Source organism: Agromyces sp. Y182 (genome assembly GCF_059445385.1).
The window spans coordinates 774,759-789,914 of sequence record NZ_JCAIUF010000001.1; the positions used below are offsets into that span (position 1 = coordinate 774,759).

At 65.1% G+C, this 15,156-nt stretch carries 13 protein-coding genes; 4 read left to right on the forward strand and 9 right to left on the reverse strand.

The window, feature by feature from the left end; all coding sequences use genetic code 11:
• Window positions 1–128: 128 nt before the first annotated feature.
• Window positions 129–2,210, reverse strand: a complete 2,082-nt coding sequence (locus AC1C2R_RS03520) for a hypothetical protein (RefSeq protein WP_495378971.1) — start codon at window positions 2,208–2,210, stop codon at window positions 129–131.
• A gap of 236 nt (window positions 2,211–2,446) precedes the next feature.
• Here AC1C2R_RS03520 and AC1C2R_RS03525 point away from each other — a divergent pair, with 236 nt between their 5' ends.
• Complete coding sequence (locus tag AC1C2R_RS03525; protein WP_495378972.1) at window positions 2,447–3,721, forward strand: matrixin family metalloprotease; 1,275 nt, start codon at window positions 2,447–2,449, stop codon at window positions 3,719–3,721.
• A 117-nt stretch (window positions 3,722–3,838) separates the two neighbouring features.
• Here the strand turns inward: AC1C2R_RS03525 and AC1C2R_RS03530 are convergent, their stop codons facing one another.
• Window positions 3,839–6,439, reverse strand: coding sequence for an ATP-dependent Clp protease ATP-binding subunit (locus AC1C2R_RS03530; RefSeq protein ID WP_495378973.1), 2,601 nt, complete (start codon window positions 6,437–6,439; stop codon window positions 3,839–3,841).
• Between the two features lie 393 nt (window positions 6,440–6,832).
• Between AC1C2R_RS03530 and AC1C2R_RS03535 the strand changes: the two genes are divergently transcribed.
• Window positions 6,833–7,663, forward strand: coding sequence for a DUF3800 domain-containing protein (locus tag AC1C2R_RS03535; RefSeq protein WP_495378974.1), 831 nt, complete (start codon window positions 6,833–6,835; stop codon window positions 7,661–7,663).
• Window position 7,664: 1 nt separating this feature from the next.
• Here AC1C2R_RS03535 and AC1C2R_RS03540 read toward each other — a convergent pair whose 3' ends face one another.
• Window positions 7,665–7,979: a hypothetical protein gene (locus AC1C2R_RS03540; protein ID WP_495378975.1), complete on the reverse strand. Its 315-nt coding sequence runs from the start codon at window positions 7,977–7,979 to the stop codon at window positions 7,665–7,667.
• A gap of 171 nt (window positions 7,980–8,150) precedes the next feature.
• On the opposite strand from AC1C2R_RS03540, the gene AC1C2R_RS03545 reads away from it, so the two are divergent.
• A complete protein-coding gene (locus AC1C2R_RS03545) occupies window positions 8,151–8,666 on the forward strand; it encodes a hypothetical protein (RefSeq protein ID WP_495378976.1) in 516 nt (171 codons plus the stop codon).
• Between the two features lie 271 nt (window positions 8,667–8,937).
• On the opposite strand, the gene AC1C2R_RS03550 is transcribed toward AC1C2R_RS03545, so the two are convergent.
• On the reverse strand, window positions 8,938–9,855 hold the full coding sequence (locus tag AC1C2R_RS03550; RefSeq protein WP_495378977.1) for a hypothetical protein: 918 nt from the start codon (window positions 9,853–9,855) through the stop codon (window positions 8,938–8,940).
• Window positions 9,852–10,682: a hypothetical protein gene (locus tag AC1C2R_RS03555; RefSeq protein ID WP_495378978.1), complete on the reverse strand. Its 831-nt coding sequence runs from the start codon at window positions 10,680–10,682 to the stop codon at window positions 9,852–9,854. The genes AC1C2R_RS03550 and AC1C2R_RS03555 overlap by 4 nt, the downstream gene beginning before the upstream one ends.
• Window positions 10,683–11,071: 389 nt before the next feature.
• On the opposite strand from AC1C2R_RS03555, the gene AC1C2R_RS03560 reads away from it, so the two are divergent.
• A complete protein-coding gene (locus AC1C2R_RS03560) occupies window positions 11,072–11,968 on the forward strand; it encodes an NAD(P)H-binding protein (protein WP_495378979.1) in 897 nt (298 codons plus the stop codon).
• 18 nt (window positions 11,969–11,986) lie between these two features.
• On the opposite strand, the gene AC1C2R_RS03565 is transcribed toward AC1C2R_RS03560, so the two are convergent.
• The 4 genes from AC1C2R_RS03565 to AC1C2R_RS03580 all read right to left on the reverse strand — a co-directional run bounded on the left by AC1C2R_RS03565 (window position 11,987) and on the right by AC1C2R_RS03580 (window position 15,059).
• Window positions 11,987–12,760 carry a hypothetical protein gene (locus tag AC1C2R_RS03565; RefSeq protein ID WP_495378980.1) on the reverse strand — a complete coding sequence of 258 codons (774 nt, stop codon included), beginning with the start codon at window positions 12,758–12,760 and terminating at the stop codon, window positions 11,987–11,989.
• Window positions 12,748–13,716 (reverse strand): hypothetical protein, encoded by a 969-nt coding sequence (locus tag AC1C2R_RS03570; RefSeq protein WP_495378981.1) that lies wholly within the window; start codon window positions 13,714–13,716, stop codon window positions 12,748–12,750. Before AC1C2R_RS03570 ends, AC1C2R_RS03565 begins: the two co-directional genes overlap by 13 nt.
• Before the next feature lie 39 nt (window positions 13,717–13,755).
• Window positions 13,756–14,205 carry a hypothetical protein gene (locus AC1C2R_RS03575; protein WP_495378982.1) on the reverse strand — a complete coding sequence of 150 codons (450 nt, stop codon included), beginning with the start codon at window positions 14,203–14,205 and terminating at the stop codon, window positions 13,756–13,758.
• A gap of 176 nt (window positions 14,206–14,381) precedes the next feature.
• The gene (locus AC1C2R_RS03580) at window positions 14,382–15,059 is read right to left on the reverse strand and encodes an SGNH/GDSL hydrolase family protein (protein WP_495378983.1); all 678 of its coding nucleotides are present in this window, start codon (window positions 15,057–15,059) and stop codon (window positions 14,382–14,384) included.
• Window positions 15,060–15,156 lie beyond the last annotated feature (97 nt).

The following is a 15,156-nucleotide window of genomic DNA, read 5'->3' on the forward strand; positions in this document are numbered from 1 at the left end:
CGCCGACCGCCGTCGACGAAGCTCGGGTTCCCGACGCCTCAGGTCGTGTCGAAACTCCCGTAGCCCGCAGACGCGCGGATCTGGAACTGCGGCCCGTGCCCGCGGCCTACCCGTTCGGGAAGCTGAGCTCACCGTCCCTCGACGACCGGGTCGAGACCAGCGCCCAAGGCCCTCAGAAAGACGTGCGTATGCTCCAGTTCATCGGCTGACGGCCAACCGTGAGCGGCTTTGGCAGCACTTGCAGCGACGTCTCCCGGATGCCGCTCGAGGGCCGTCAGCAGCGTCGGTATCGAGTGATGCTGGTCATCAAGGAGCGAGCTCGTCACTCGCAGGCGGAAGAGGGGGTCCAACTTCGGACTGCCCGCGGTCAGCGCGATGAGCAGAATCGTTGCTTGGTCGACGAGCTCATCCGCCTTCTCGTTACTGAGTCCGAACCTTGTGAGAAGTCCGGTTCGCATCGCCGAGTCGGCGAGCTGACTGGGCTCCGTGACTCCGATGGCCTTCAACGATGTTCGGTGGATCGCAAAGACACCGATCTCCCAGCCGGTCTTGAACGGCTTGAGCACTGCGTCCCTCATTGCAGGCTCGTTGCCGAGTCCTTCGAGTTCGGGGTCCTCGAGGGCGCTGGCGCGGTAGTCATCGAGCCAACACACACCCTTGAGATGCTCGGCCGCTTCGCCGATCGTCGATCTGCGAGCCGATTCGTCCGCCGTCGCGAGGGCCTTCCGCGCGAGATAGCAGGCGTACGAATACCGCGTACCGAAGTCGATCGACTTCGCCGCCTCCTCCGCCCATTTCTCCGCCAACTCGCGGTAACTCTCGGCAGCCAGCGGCTCCCGGAGTGCCAGCGTGATCGTCTTTCGATCTCGACCGTCGGTCAGGATCAGGTAACACAGACCGGCTCGCTCCCGTACACGAGCAACAGCCTCCCTGATGGGTTCCTGCTCGTCCGGGGTCAACTCCTGGAGCACATCAAGGAGGGCACCGACGATTCGCGTCGCCCGATCGCGCCGCTCATCCGAGGGCCAGCCGTGCGCCGAGTAGTTGCGGGCAGCGGTCGTGTAGAGGGTCATCAAACGAAGGAGGAGAAGGCGCGGTTCGGAGTATTTGTGCGCATCCGACTCCTTCGCTGTGTGCCACTTCTTGCCAGGCACGTCCGAAGCAATCTCAGCTCGCCCGCTCAGCACTGCAGCACGGTTGATCATCGGCTCGAGTCGGTCCATCAACCCCTCGGAGTCCGTGTTTTCGTCGTACCGCAGGAAGACGTCTTCATACTCGATCAGGATGCTCTGAGGGTCGACCTGGATGGCCTCGCGAATGTACGCATGCCGGTTCGCACCCGCAGATGCACGGGCAACGGAGAGCAGACCGATGCCGCGCCACGACTGGGGTCGGTAGAAGCCCACGACATCGGGGTACTGCTTCGCGAGGATGGTCGCGGCGAAGCCGGCAGCGAGCTTCAGGAGCTCCGCCGGATGGCTCGCGTCCGACGGGTCGAGAGGGAGCCGGAGGGGGGTCTCTTCGATGACGCGGCCGTTTCGGCGAAGCGTCGCCACGCCGTCTTGTGCGTCGAACACGGTGACCTCGAGTCGCCAGGGTGTCAGGTTCAGCAACAGGTTGAACCCGTTCCCGATCAGTTCTACGAACCAATGACTCGATCCGGATGCCACCACGACGACATCGTTCAGATCTCCTGCGCTTGGCCGTTCGATGACTCGACCTTTCGGGGCATCCGCGTTCATGGACCGCAGCTGGGTGAGCAACTCGGTGGACCATGCGCTGTTCGCTGAGCCGGACGGCTGCACGACCGTCGCATCGAGCCGCGCAGTCGTCGCCATGCCCCACGCGAGGCAGATGGTGCCGCCGATTCCGAGCATGGCTGCGATCACGAGCATCACCGCCAGGACCTGCGTCGACGTGTCGGGTAGTGAGACGATCCAGGCGAAGAGCGCCGAGGTGCCACCGGTGACCACGTATCCGAAGATCTTGGCTGATCGGCTCTCACCTCGTGTGATCCTGGCCTTGGCCCATGGCGCGACCGCAACGATGATCCGCGCCGTGACGATCAGCGCCAACCAGCAGAGTCCCCCGCCGATGACGAGGTGAGTGGCAGGCTGTACCCACTCGGTATTGAAGTCGTTCCACTCTTTTGGGATGTCGCCGAGCGGCGATACATCGAAGATGCTTGTTCTCGCCGCGATCGGCTGCACGTCTCCTCCCAACAACGACCTCGAGCGATAGCGTCCTCCCCCGCGCGGAGCGCAGCAAGGGAGCATCACACCCCAGTTCAGGGTGCACAGTGCAGCGATCAGTCACTCGCGCCCGTCTGGCATCCCCCGAACTCGGGGTCTCGGGCTCGGCCGCGCCGTGAGTATGCTGCGGGTGTCCGCGCAGCGCCGCAGGGGGCGACCGGGCTCATCCGCACCGCGACGCTTGGGGGACACGCATGTCGAATCAGGATCAGCCGCTCGAGAAGCTCAGCTTCTCGGGAGGCGTCATCACGTATCGGATCGCGAACGCGCCGACGACGCAACCGGCGCTCACGCCGGCCGAGGTCGCCGCGCAGCTCGCCGAGGCGTTCGCCCGATGGGAGGAGGTGTCCAACTTCGACTTCCAGCAGGTCGACACGAGCGACGCGCTCTTCGACCTCTCGTTCACCGACTTCGACCGCGCGGACTGGGCGGACTGGCGCAAGGACAATCCGAACGCGATCGCGCGCATGACGCCCGGCAGCGGTGACCATCGCAACATCGCCTTCGACGACGGAGAGAACTGGACGAAAGCCGAGCAGGACCTGGCGGGCAACCCGGTCAACCCGGTGCTGTGGCTCCTCACGACCCTCGTCGGCAACCCCATCGTGAAGAACCTGGTCGCGGTGGCCGTGCACGAGGTCGGGCATGCGTTGGGGCTGGAGCACACGAACGATAAGCAGTCGATCATGCAGCCCTCGGTCACCGTTCGCGACGGGTCGCTCTTCTACTACCTCAGCGACCAGAGCCTGCGGCAGGTCGACATCGAGACGCTGGAGCGGCTCTACGGCGATCCGCACGTGGCGGCGCCACCGCCCGCGTCGCCCGCCGGGTACGCGATCGTCGGCTCGACGTTCAGCGTTGCCAAGCAGGACTCGTCGTCACCGCACACGCTCGTCGCCGCCTGCTGGGGCGAACGCCAGGGCTCCTCGGTCGAACTGATGCGCGCATACGCCTGGGACCAGGAGCGCGGCGCGCAGGGCTATGCGCAGTGGATGCTCTACCTGCGCAACACGAACGACCTGTACAACCGGTGGTTCGTGGTGGGCGGAGGCACGTACGTCGCGAATTCCCCCAACGTGCACCTCACGATCAGCGAGCAACCGGACGGCAGCAGCGTGATGGTGAACGCGTCGGACTACAGAGTCACGGACCAGTGGGGCGATCAGAATGGAGTGCAACGGCTCGTGGCCCGGGCAAGAACGCACAACGATGCGGCCAAGGCCGACTGCGACAGCATCATGTACTTCTCAGTGCATCAAGGGCTGGGAAAGGATCCGGCGGCGTTCGTCGGCAGCTTCACGGATATCGGCACCAAAGGCTTCAACGACAAGTACCGGGCGCGGGTGTGGGGCGAATCCTCCGGCGCGCACCAGCACCGACTCGCCCGCGCGCGCACTTGGCCCGACGGTGGCAGCCGGCCGAAGTACGACAATGCGTTCTCCGAGACCTACGGCTGGTTCGCGACCTGACCCGATGGCGCCGGGCGACGACCTCCCGGCGCCACGAAGGCCCGGCCGCTCGTGAGCGGCCGGGCCTTCGGGTTGCGGGGTCTCGATACGGCGCTGGCGCGCCTACTCGACCGACGATTACGCGGCGAGCTGCACGGTCGCGCGGGGCACGGGTGCGACGACGAACTCGCCGTCGACCGCATCTACCTGCACGCCTTCGCCGTCACCGACGCCGCCGCTCACGAACAAGTCCGCGATGCGGTCGTCGATCTCGCGCTGGATGACCCGGCGCAGCGGGCGAGCACCGTATTCGGGCTCGTAGCCGCGTTCGGCCAGCAGCGACACCGCGGCATCCGTCACCTCGAAGGCGACCTCGCGCGATGCGAGCCGGCGCTCGGTGGCACCGAGCATGAGGCGCACGATCTGCTCGAGCTGCGGCTGGTCGAGCTTCTTGAACAGCACGATCTCGTCGATGCGGTTCAGGAACTCGGGCCGCATGGCCTCGCGCAGCTTGCCCATGACGCGGTCGCGCAGGTCCTTCTCGGAGGCGAAGCCCGAGGCATCCGCCCCGGCGACGAAGCCGAGCGCACCCGACCGCGACGCGAGGAACTCCGAGCCGATGTTCGAGGTCATCACGATCACCGCGTTGCGGAAGTCGACCGTGCGACCCTGGCCGTCGGTCAGGCGTCCGTCGTCGAGCACCTGCAGCAGCAGGTTGAACACGTCGGGGTGCGCCTTCTCGATCTCGTCGAACAGCACGATCGAGTACGGGTTGCGCCGCACACGCTCGGTGAGCTGGCCGGCCTCGTCGTAGCCGACGTATCCGGGAGGGGCGCCGACGAGTCGCGACACGGTGTGCCGCTCGCCGAACTCGCTCATGTCGAAGCGAATGACGGCGGTCTCGTCGTCGAACAGCGACGACGCGAGCGACTTCGCCAGCTCGGTCTTGCCGACACCCGTCGGCCCGAGGAACAGGAAGCTGCCCACCGGGCGATGCGCGTCGCCCATGCCGGTGCGGTTGCGTCGCACGGCCTTGGCGACCGCGGTGACCGCGTCGTCTTGACCGATGACGCGCCCGTGCAGCTCGCCCTCGAGGTCGCCGAGGCGCTCGCGCTCACTCTCGGTGAGGCGGTTCACCGGAATGCCGGTGGCCCGCGAGATCACGGCAGCGATCTCGGCCTCATCGATGACGGTCTCCCCCGCCGGTCGAGTAGCGAGCGAAGCACGCGTATCGAGACCCCCGCGACTCGACGCCTCGTCGAGCTTCGCCTGCACCTTCGAGATCTCGTCGCGGATGCGCGAGGCCTCTTCATAGTGCTCGCCCGTGACCGCGGCGTTCTTGTCGGCCTCGAGCGACGCGAGCCGCTCGATGAGCGCCGACACGTCGACCTTCACGCCGAGCCGCAGGCGCAGTCGCGCCCCGGCCTGGTCGATGAGGTCGATGGCCTTGTCGGGCAGCACCCGGTCGGTGAGGTAGCGCGCGCTCAGTTCGACGGAGGCGCGCAACGCGGCATCCGTGTACTCGACACCGTGGTGGTCTTCGTACGCCGACTTCAGGCCGTGCAGAATCAGCACGGCGTCTTCGATGTTCGGCTCGCCGACCTTCACGGGCTGGAACCGGCGCTCGAGAGCAGGGTCCTTCTCGACGACGCGGTACTCCTTGAGCGTCGTCGCACCCACGAGGTGCAGGTCGCCACGCGCGAGGCGCGGCTTCAAGATGTTGCCCGCGTCGGTGCCGCCGTCGCCAGAGCCGCCCGCACCGACCACGGTGTGGACCTCATCGATGAAGATGATGAGCTCGCCCTTGTGTGCGGCGATCTCGTCCACGGTCTTGGTGAGGCGCTCCTCGAAGTCACCGCGGTAGCGGGTGCCGGCGAGCATGCCGGGCAGGTCGAGCGAGATGACGCGCTTGCCGAGCAGTGCCTCGGGCACCTGCTCTTCGACGATCGCGCGGGCGAGGCCCTCGACGATCGCGGTCTTGCCGACGCCGGCCTCACCGACCAGCACCGGGTTGTTCTTGGTGCGGCGGCTGAGGATCTCGATGGTCTGCTCGATCTCGTCGGCGCGCCCGATCACGGGGTCGAGCTCGCCGTTCTCGGCCAGCTCAGTGAGGTCGGTGCCGAACTTGTCGAGCATCGGGGTCTCGGATGCCTCGGCGTTGCCGCCCGCGACATCCGTCATGCCCTCGACGTCGTCGCCATCGGCCGTGACCGTCTCACGCATGCCCTGCGTGAGCGCCTCGGCGGTGACGCCGGCGCGTGCGAGCACCTGGCCGGCCGGAGCATCTTGCCCGAGCACGAGCGCGAAGAAGAGGTGCTCGGGGTCGATGTACGTCGATCCGCTCGAGCGCGCGACCTGGTAGCTGTGGAACAGCGCGCGGCTCGCGCTCGGCGTGATCGTGGCCGAGTTGAGGTCAGCGACATCGGATGCCGCGGGCAGGCGCGCCTCAGTCGCAGTGATGAGCCGCTCGGGGGCGACGCCGACGCGGGCGATCGCCTGCTTGACGGCCTCGTCTTCGACGATCACGCGCAGGATGTGCAGCGCGTCGAGCTCGGTCTGGCCGCGCTCGAGCGCGAACTTTCCGGCGCGCTGCAGGATGCCCTGCGTGCGCGCGGTCAAGAAACGGCTGAGGTCGATCGAACGCGCCTGGCGCGAGCGCTCGCCCTCGAGGTAGCGGTTCAGAAACTCGTCGAACGAGTTGGTTTCGTCACCGTTCTGGGGTGTGAAGTCTTCGGGCACCAATCCTCCTGAAGTAGAACTTGAGTTGGGTACGCTCAAGTTCAACAAGATGGGGGCGTGGGTATTCCCACGCGTCAACACGAGTCGGGTCAGCATCGAGACTCGGTTCGTTTCCCCGCATTTGCCTTTGAGACCTACGCTCTCGCGGCCTGACAAGACCCCTTGTCAGCGCCGCTGGCAAGGTCCACCCAGCCCGCACGGGCAACCATGGAAAGGCAATACAAATGACGAACACCAACTACGCCGGAGTTCTCCAGAAGTTCCAACGTGACCTCAAGAGCGCGGTGAGCTTCCACAACGAGGACTTCACGCACTCCGCAGCGAAAGCTCCTCCCCCGTCGCCGTGTCGCTCGCCGACCGTATCCTGAGAGAACAACAACATGGAGGCACATAATGCGCGTTGTCTTCGTCGACGACTCGAAGCAGGCTGGACGTCGCACAGGGATGGGCGAACTTGTCGCGCTCGGGGGCGTCGCGTTCAAGGAGGACCAGCTCAAGCCATTCGCCGATGCCTTCTACGCCGCGTACGACAAGGCGGGCATCCCGCACGATGTCGAAATGAAATGGGCGCTCGGCAACGGCACGAAGAATTGGTTCGTGGCCAACGATCGGCGCGAAGCGCTCACCCCGCTTCGGAAGGCGATCATCGACGCGGCCGTCGACTGCCGGGGGCGCGTCATCGTGACGATCTGGGACCGCAACCGTGCATCAACTGCGAACGGCAAAGGCCCCGAAGAAGGCGTTATCGACTTCATGTTCGAGCGCGTCACAATGATGCTGGAAAAAGCCGAAAGCCTCGGGGTGCTCGTATTCGACAAGCCGGGCGGTGATCACAAGCAGGAAGACGAGTGGATCGCGGGGACGCGTTATCTCACGGACCTTGGCACCGACTATGTGAAGTCCAGCGCGATCGTCATTCCGATCTTGACAGCACCGTCACATCACCATCCGCACCTGCAGCTGGCTGACCTCATTACGGGCAGTGTCACCAACGCGGTGGCAGGTGGGACATACGGCATGGAACTCATACCCCATGTGAAGCCGATGTTCCACCTGAACTGGCGGGCCAACATCGGGGGCACAGGCCTAAAGCTCTACCCAGACAGCCTGAACAACCTGCAGCATTGGGTCCTCGGCGAGGCTGAGTTCACGCGCGGAATGGGCGGGATTCGCCTGCCGCACAAGCACTGGCTCTACTTCGAAGACGACGGCATACCAGTTTGATCTAGTCCTCACGCGCGGCGCGGTCACTCCCTGACGCTTCTCCTGCCAGTCGTTGAAGGTCTGCCTCCACCTCGGCACGGGCTTTTCGGAGGGTGTAGCGGTTGCCCGCCTTCCATGCGCTCTTGTCCGGGTAGCTCACGACCTCCCAACATTCGCCGGAGAGCTTTCTCATTTCCTTGTCGCCGATGATGTTGACGATGACCCATTCGGCGGTCGGTGCGGTCTTCTTCAAGAGCTTGGCTACGCGCTTCCTCTCCTGTTCGGCGATGTTTTCGCGGTACGTCTCACGGAAGGTCTTTCGTTCGGGCTTGGCCATGCGCGGCGCATAGCGGGCGAGAGCCTTCCTAAGCGTCCCCTCGCCTGTGCGCGGTCGACTTATCCGGCAAACACGGTTGTTGGTCCGCCACCGAGCCTGCTGTCTCAGCCATGATGGACCGAAGGAGGGTATCGAATGTGGAGTCGGCGCGTAGACGATCGAGCTCGTAGAGTGCGCTTACTAAGCGACGAACTCGATACGCTGCGAGCGCATGCGCTCGAGCGGACCAAATCTATCGACACCAAGAGTTCGTTTGTTGTTGTCGCAGCGGGAGTAATTGCGGCGGCTACCTTCGATGGTTTGGTCGATGACCGCACCCTGTATCTCGGATTGCTCCCACTGGTGCTCACAATCGGCACCATCTTCGTCGCGACCATCGCGCTGAGACCCGTTTCTCTTAGTACGCCGTCAGCGCGCGAAATGGTGAACACATGGGTCGACGCCGAACTGACCCCGATTGAGGTCGAAGATCACCTATTGGAAGTCAAGGCCCAGGAAATCCAGCTTCGCGATAAGAGCAACGAATCGAAGGCAGGTGCCACGAAGGCTGCCTTCGTCCTGCTTCTCGTGAGCATCACGACCGCCCTTCTCGTTGTCGCGTTCAATGCAATCATTCCCAAAGGAGGAATCTCTGATGGCCGATCCAGCTATACCACCCCCGCCCCCACCCCCACCGAGGCGCCCTGACGTGAGCATGGTCATGAAGACGCTCACGCACTCGGACGACACCCCGTACGAGAAGCGCGTTGATGGCTGAGGCGTCAGATAAGCGATCGAAGAAGCCCACACCCAAACCGAGCCCTCAGCGGCCGAACGTCGACCCGCTCTTCAAGCCTCTGCACGAGGGTCGCGAGGTACGCAAGGAGCCCAAGCCGGGCAAGGTGATCCGGAAGAACCCGGGTAAGGGCAAGGATCTCAAGGGGTAGTTGGCAAGGGGCATCGACATCCGGGTTGGAAGCTACGCCGTACGCGGGTCACTCCGCGCCCACCAGTCATCAACGGGCGGTCGGTCGCTTGATGGGAGAATCTCGGAGTACTGCCCTTGAAAGAGGTTGTTGACGGGCGGCAGGTTGAAGGCGCCGTCGGCGTGAACCAAGAATCGGTCGTGCCAGTCTCTCGAAGGGTCGACTCGCCATTCGACTGACACGCTCTTGAGCTTCATCTCCTCCGCGAATCGCGAGTAGTCCTTGAAGCTCTTTGGCGTGAGCACGCTTTCGTGGTTGCCAGAGATTATTCGGATCTCCTTAACCCTTGCTGGGTCGATCTCGTCTGCCAATTCCTCGAAGGCGCGCGCGCCAAAGTGTGGGTCAGCCCACGTCACAATGCCGCTTGTCGCGCGAAGAACCCGCCGCAGCCGGGCAAGATTCGAGAAAGGGGTGCGAGGCGAGATTATTGCCGCCAGCTCCGGGGCCTCGCCGGGCTTTGCTGCGCCCGGATCATCCGGGATGAAGCGAACTGTTTTGGCCTTTCGCGAATAGACGATGACCTTCAAGTCGTTCAGCCATCTAAACGTCGCCCGCGCGGTCTCGATCGCGAGATCGTGGGGCACGACGCCATGCAATGCGAGGAGATTCGCTACGCCGTCCTCGGGAACAGCGCCGAAGTTCCGAAGCTCCTGCGCCATTACTTCGACTGGCAACACTGACCGCAGAGCCTGACCCAGAAGTTGGCGTGCCGTGGTGAGATCCTTGCTAACCCATGCCGCCCGGAACAGGGTGGCTCCAATTTCGGTCAGCTTGGCATCCTCGACAAGCTCCGCGTCGTAGAGCACCTCCATGGCCTCGTCACGTACGATACCGCCGCCTACCCCCAGTTCGCGGATGGCATCGAGAAGCTCGGTCGCGTCAACCTTGAAGAGGTTGTCTGTGTGGCTCACGATGCCCTGTGGTCGCCGTACCCGAGCACCCGGAGCACTGCGAGCACATCGGCGACGTCCCATTTGGACATGTTGAGCGAGACAGCGAGGTCCCCTCGCCCAGTTGCAGGAACCGGAGGATTCACCCGGACGTGTGACGAATCGACGGGAGGCTCAGTGGGAGGCGGAGTCAAGTCTTGATGTAGAGGAACGCCGACCTCCTCGTCATCGTATGTGTCTGTGCCGACGTCCTCGTCCTCCTCGTCCTCTTGGTCCTCCTCGTCGGAAGCTTGCGGGGGCGAATAGTCGCCGTCGAGAAGAATCACTCCACTCTCATCGACTAGCTCAGCGAACGCCACAGAGTCGGTGAAAGCCTTCGTCGCGATCCTCGCGTCCGCAGCCGACAGAGCGTAGTCGTACTCGAAGATGCCAGCGAGTGAGTTGACAGGTGGCAGCTCATGGCCATCGTTGTTGTTCAGAATCGCAGCGTAGGACTCGACACTCATCACAGCTTCGCGGCGACCCCGCCGCTGCTTGTTGAGATCTGCCTGATTCACGACGCCGAGACCCGCAGAGCTGAGCTTCAAGTTGTCACTCTTGAGTTTCTCAATCAGGTGGAAGACCCGAAGCGCCGTGACCTTCTTTCGCCACGCGCCGCCGCTCGGCTTCGTATCGGTCTTCCCACTGATGGCACGAGCAACGGCTACTGGCAGCGCCTCGCCGGAGCGTGCTGCGTCCCAGACACCACGAGCGAGCTTTTCCGCCACTTCGAGGCTCACGCGAGGAACACCCTGTTTGGATCGGGGACGAACCACCGTCTCTTCTGCGCCGCCTTCTTCTTCAGCCATTGACCTTGTCCTTCTGTCGCCGCGATTAGCCCTCTCGTGGGGTGGACTCTATCAGCGGATGGGCGGAAGTGAGCGGAACTCGAGCGGCCCATGAACTCCCTACCCCCTGATGAGGGCCATATTCCTTCCGCGCTGTGTGCGTGGCGCCTTGGAGGCGTATCGCCCGGTCCGAGCTCGATGGTGAACCGCAGGCCCCGACCCGCGCAGGTCAGGAGCCTCACCGTGTCGAGCGTTTTCCCCGGGCGCAGCATGACCGTTTCCCCTTGGTGGGTAGGCACCGCCGCTTCTCCTGTGTCGTTCTCGGCCTAGCCTTGTCACAGCAACACACCACTAGGGCGGCGAGTGCTGCAACCTCACCCGTCTATTGCTAGGCCACCTAGACTCCCAACATGACCCACCCCCGCGCCGCGATCATCGGCGGCACCGGGTTCGTCGGACGCCACCTGGCCGAACGGCTCGGGCCCGAGGCATCCGTCGTCATCTCTCGCCGCACCGGCGTCGACACCCGCGACGTCGACGCGCTGACGCGCGCGTTCGAGGGATGCGAGGTCGTCGCGCACTGCGCGGGCATCAACCGCGAGATCGGCGACCAGACCTACCAGCGGGTGCACATCGACGGCACCGCGAACGTGATCGAAGCGGCCAAGCGCGCCGGCGTGCGCAAGATCATCATGCTGAGCTTCCTGCGGGCCCGGCCCGACTGCGGATCCCCGTACCACGAGTCGAAATGGGCGGCCGAAGAGCTGATCCGCGATTCGGGCCTCGACTACACGATCCTCAAGGCCGGCATGATCTACGGCCGCGGCGACCACCTCATCGACCACCTCAGCCGCACCGTGCAGACCCTGCCCGTGTTCGCGACCGTCGGCTTCCGCGAGAAGCCGATCCGGCCCATCCCGATCGACGACCTCACCGACATCCTCGAAGCCGCAGTCGACGGGCGGATGCCGCGAGAGACCGTCGCCGTCGTCGGCGCCGAGCAACTCACACTGTCGAAGGCCGTGCGGCGCGTGGCATCCGTTCTCGGACGCCGCGTGGTCGTGGTGCCGTGGCCGGTGTGGGCGCAGTACGCGCTCGCGCAGCTCACCGAGTGGACCATGAAGGTGCCGCTCGTCGCGAAAGCCCAGGTACGCATGCTCGCCGAGGGCGTGACGGATGCCGCGCCGCCCGCAGCATCCGTACCCGACGACCTCCGACCGCGACGCAGGTTCACGGCCGAGCAGATCCGCGAGAGCCTGCCCGATCCCGGCGGGTTCGGGTGGAGGGACCTGCGGGTCAGTCGCTGAGCGCTCTCGCCGTTGTGGTCAACCGATTCGGGCGACATGCTTTCGGATCAGCGCGACGAGGCGCGGTCCGCTGATCTCAGCAGATCGCAGGGCTGGATTAGCCTGAGCGCTGTCAGCGAACCCGTGGAGGATGCGCGCGGCATCTGAACGGCTTCCATTAAGCGAAGCGTCATCGAGGCGCCATCCGCCGATCTCAGCCGCAGGCCATGAGTCGACAATCGTCAGGAGGTTGTGCAGATCTACGGCATCCTTCGCGGCGAATCGACCTTGTATCGCGTATACCTTCAAAATGACGGCAACCTCGGGCGAAGGCACGCGGGCCGTGAACGAGAGCAGCGCTCCATCGAGCATCGTCACGTTCGCGTCGACGATGATCGGTGCGGCCGCCAGGGCCAGCCGAATACCTGGTGCCGCGTCGAACGCACGGCCACCGTGCTCCTCCTGAGCGAAGTGGCCCGCAGGCGCCGGGATCAAGACATCGATGCTGCGGCCGGAGCGACGGTAGTTGTTGCCTGCAGTCGCCTCGTATCCGGCGGCCGTGAGCTCCTGATGCAGGAGTCCGCTGCCTGCGACCACCGTCGAGACCGCTGCGTCCGCGTCAGCGGTACGTCTGGGAACGACACCTTCCGACGGGAAGGCTCCGAGCAGCAGTGCGACCATCTGGCCGCCCACGATCCTCGCGTCCTCGACTTGCTCGAGGACGCCGGAGACATCCGCGAGTGCGTGAAATGCCAGGTCGTCGGCCCGTGAAGTCGAAACGGTCTCGACGGCGCGCCGGATCACCGTTGCCATGCCTCGAACACCCGGTTATGGAGTTGTTCGACGGCCTCTGCGACGTCGGAACCGCCCGCGCTCATCACGTCATGCGCGATGATCAGCGGATCCGCGGTACTGGCGGGCGCTCCTCCATCTTCGGCCCATGCGGCGGAGGTCGCCCAGATGGTCGGGTCTGCCGGAACGACCAGCGTGAGCGTCGCCTCATCGGGTCTCGCCTCGGCGAAGCCGAGCGAGGCGAGGTCGATGCCTGCGTGGGAGTAGACGCGCGCGCCCGTCACGACGCGCCACGGCGCGATGCGGTCAGCGCCGGTGTCACCAGAGACGAGCACCGCGGGGTATGCCCGTTGCACGGTCTCCACCTGCCGAACCGGCGGATCGAGCGAGTACCAGTGCGAGCGGATGCCGCGCGCACCTGGATATTCATCGAGGAACCTCGCCCAGAGTTGCTCCGCGGCGGGCAAGGAGCCACGCCTTGCTTCGAGCGCGGCATCGCCGATCTCGCGAAGCGCTTTCGACACGGCCGCCTGCGTGATGCCCGACTCGCTCGCGAGTTGCCGTTGCGTGCGCGGCTCTGGCGTGCGAATGAGTGAGCGGATGAGCGCAAAGCGACCCCAGCCGACGCGCGCCGGAGCGGCGCCGCGCTGCGTGACGAGAGAGTTGCCCAATTGCACCAAGTGGCCGTCGTTGACCAGTGTCGCGTCGTCGACGCCGATCAGGATGATCGTCGGCTCCTCCATTGCCACGGACACCAGCGATGGCGTCGCACGCGGCACGACGTATGCGAGCTTGCCGACGGCAGCCCGTTTGCGCGACCGCGAGAGTTCGCGCCGAAGGTCGGATGGAGTCGGCCGTGTTCGCACTTTCACGTCGACCGGTATGCCGTCGAGGACGAGATCGCCGACGCTCTCGATGCGCACTGCCGTGCCGGCCCGCTTCAGCAGGTCGATGGCCGCATCCATCGTGACATCCATCGCCTCAGTATAACCGTGCATACGTAATTGTCTGCAAAGTTATCGACCGAGCGAAACCTGTACCGGTTCGAACCGGAAGGGCCCGGTGCACTGGCCGAATATCCCGGTGCGTTCCACGGCCACGGGGATCTCGAACTCGTCGTCGACCAAGGTGCCAGTGCCATCGACCACGACGAGTCGCAACGTCTGTACGGAACCGTCACCGAAGACGCCCGGTCCAAGGTACGGCGCCTCCTGTGGCACGGTCCACTCGCCGCGGAGCTGGTCGACTCCGGCGGGCTCGCAGTCGGCACCGAAGCATGCCGTCACCACCGCCGACTCCGGTGGTGCGGGGTCGAATTGAACCACGGCCGGACCGTCGTACAGATAGCCGATCGCCGGGCATGCGTCGAGCACGAGCCCCGGCATGCACCCCGTCAGGGAAAGACCAGCACACACCGCGAGAGTCGCGCTCATGATCGCCCGGGAGCAGGCTGCTCGAACACCCATGATCGGATACTGGCAGCGTCCGATGCTCCGGTCACCGCCCACCGCAAGTCGTTATCCAGGTGTTGCCGGAATGTGACCGAAACGCGACTCCACGACCCCGACGCTAGGTCGGAAGCAGCTCCTGAGACAGAGGGTTGACAGCGCGCCGGTGGGCGGGGCTGATCCAGGGGGATCGCTCACCCCTCGCGCAACGCCGTCGCGATCGCCTCTCCCAGCACACGCGCGCCCTCCGCCGACGGGTGCAGCCCGTCGAAACTCATCCCCTCGCCGAATCGTCCGTCGGCGGTGCGCAGGCCAGCAGATGCGTCGACGAACCGCCAACCATGATCCGTCGCCAAGTCGTGGAGGCGCTCGTTGTATGCCTCCGCTCCCGCGGGCAACGCGTGCATCGGCGGGATCGAGACGACGACGACGTCTTCGATGCCGACGACCTCGACGATGCGGTCGAGGTTCGCCGCGGAATCTTCGAACGGGATGCCGAACGCGACGTCATTGGTGCCGGCGAGCACCACGAGCACGCCCGCATCGACCGGGCCGACCGCGTCGGCCATCATCGCCGTCGTCGCACCCCACTCCGCCCAGCCACCGGCGAATGCGAAGCTGTCGTCCATGACGTACCTCGCCCACGACGCGTAGCCGATGTCGCCCGCGGCGAAATCGGGACTGTCGGCGTCGGTGATCGAGTCGCCGACCGCCGCGAAGGTGCCGTGAGCGGCCAGAGCGGATGCCTCGGGCGAACCGGTGCCGTCAGCGGGGTTTGGCGCGGAGCATCCGATGATCATGCTCGCGCACGCGAGGACGACGGCCGCGCCGACCCACCGCGCAGCCGTGCCGACTGTCGCTTCCCCGACCATGGGGCCAGTCTAGGAAACCCGCCCGCGTGCGCTGCGGCACACGTCGGATGACGCGAGGTCCGTGCCCGATGACCTGCAGCCGCGGCGGATGTTCGCA

Bases quoted from the DNA above. Each gene is read 5' to 3' on its own strand.
- AC1C2R_RS03525 (WP_495378972.1), top strand. From the start codon at position 2,447: ATGTCGAATCAGGATCAGCCGCTCGAGAAGCTCAGCTTCTCGGGAGGC.
- AC1C2R_RS03535 (WP_495378974.1), top strand. From the start codon at position 6,833: ATGCGCGTTGTCTTCGTCGACGACTCGAAGCAGGCTGGACGTCGCACA.
- AC1C2R_RS03540 (WP_495378975.1), bottom strand. From the start codon at position 7,979: ATGGCCAAGCCCGAACGAAAGACCTTCCGTGAGACGTACCGCGAAAAC.
- AC1C2R_RS03555 (WP_495378978.1), bottom strand. From the start codon at position 10,682: ATGGCTGAAGAAGAAGGCGGCGCAGAAGAGACGGTGGTTCGTCCCCGA.
- AC1C2R_RS03560 (WP_495378979.1), top strand. From the start codon at position 11,072: ATGACCCACCCCCGCGCCGCGATCATCGGCGGCACCGGGTTCGTCGGA.
- AC1C2R_RS03565 (WP_495378980.1), bottom strand. From the start codon at position 12,760: ATGGCAACGGTGATCCGGCGCGCCGTCGAGACCGTTTCGACTTCACGG.
- AC1C2R_RS03570 (WP_495378981.1), bottom strand. From the start codon at position 13,716: ATGGATGTCACGATGGATGCGGCCATCGACCTGCTGAAGCGGGCCGGC.
- AC1C2R_RS03575 (WP_495378982.1), bottom strand. From the start codon at position 14,205: ATGGGTGTTCGAGCAGCCTGCTCCCGGGCGATCATGAGCGCGACTCTC.
- AC1C2R_RS03580 (WP_495378983.1), bottom strand. From the start codon at position 15,059: ATGGTCGGGGAAGCGACAGTCGGCACGGCTGCGCGGTGGGTCGGCGCG.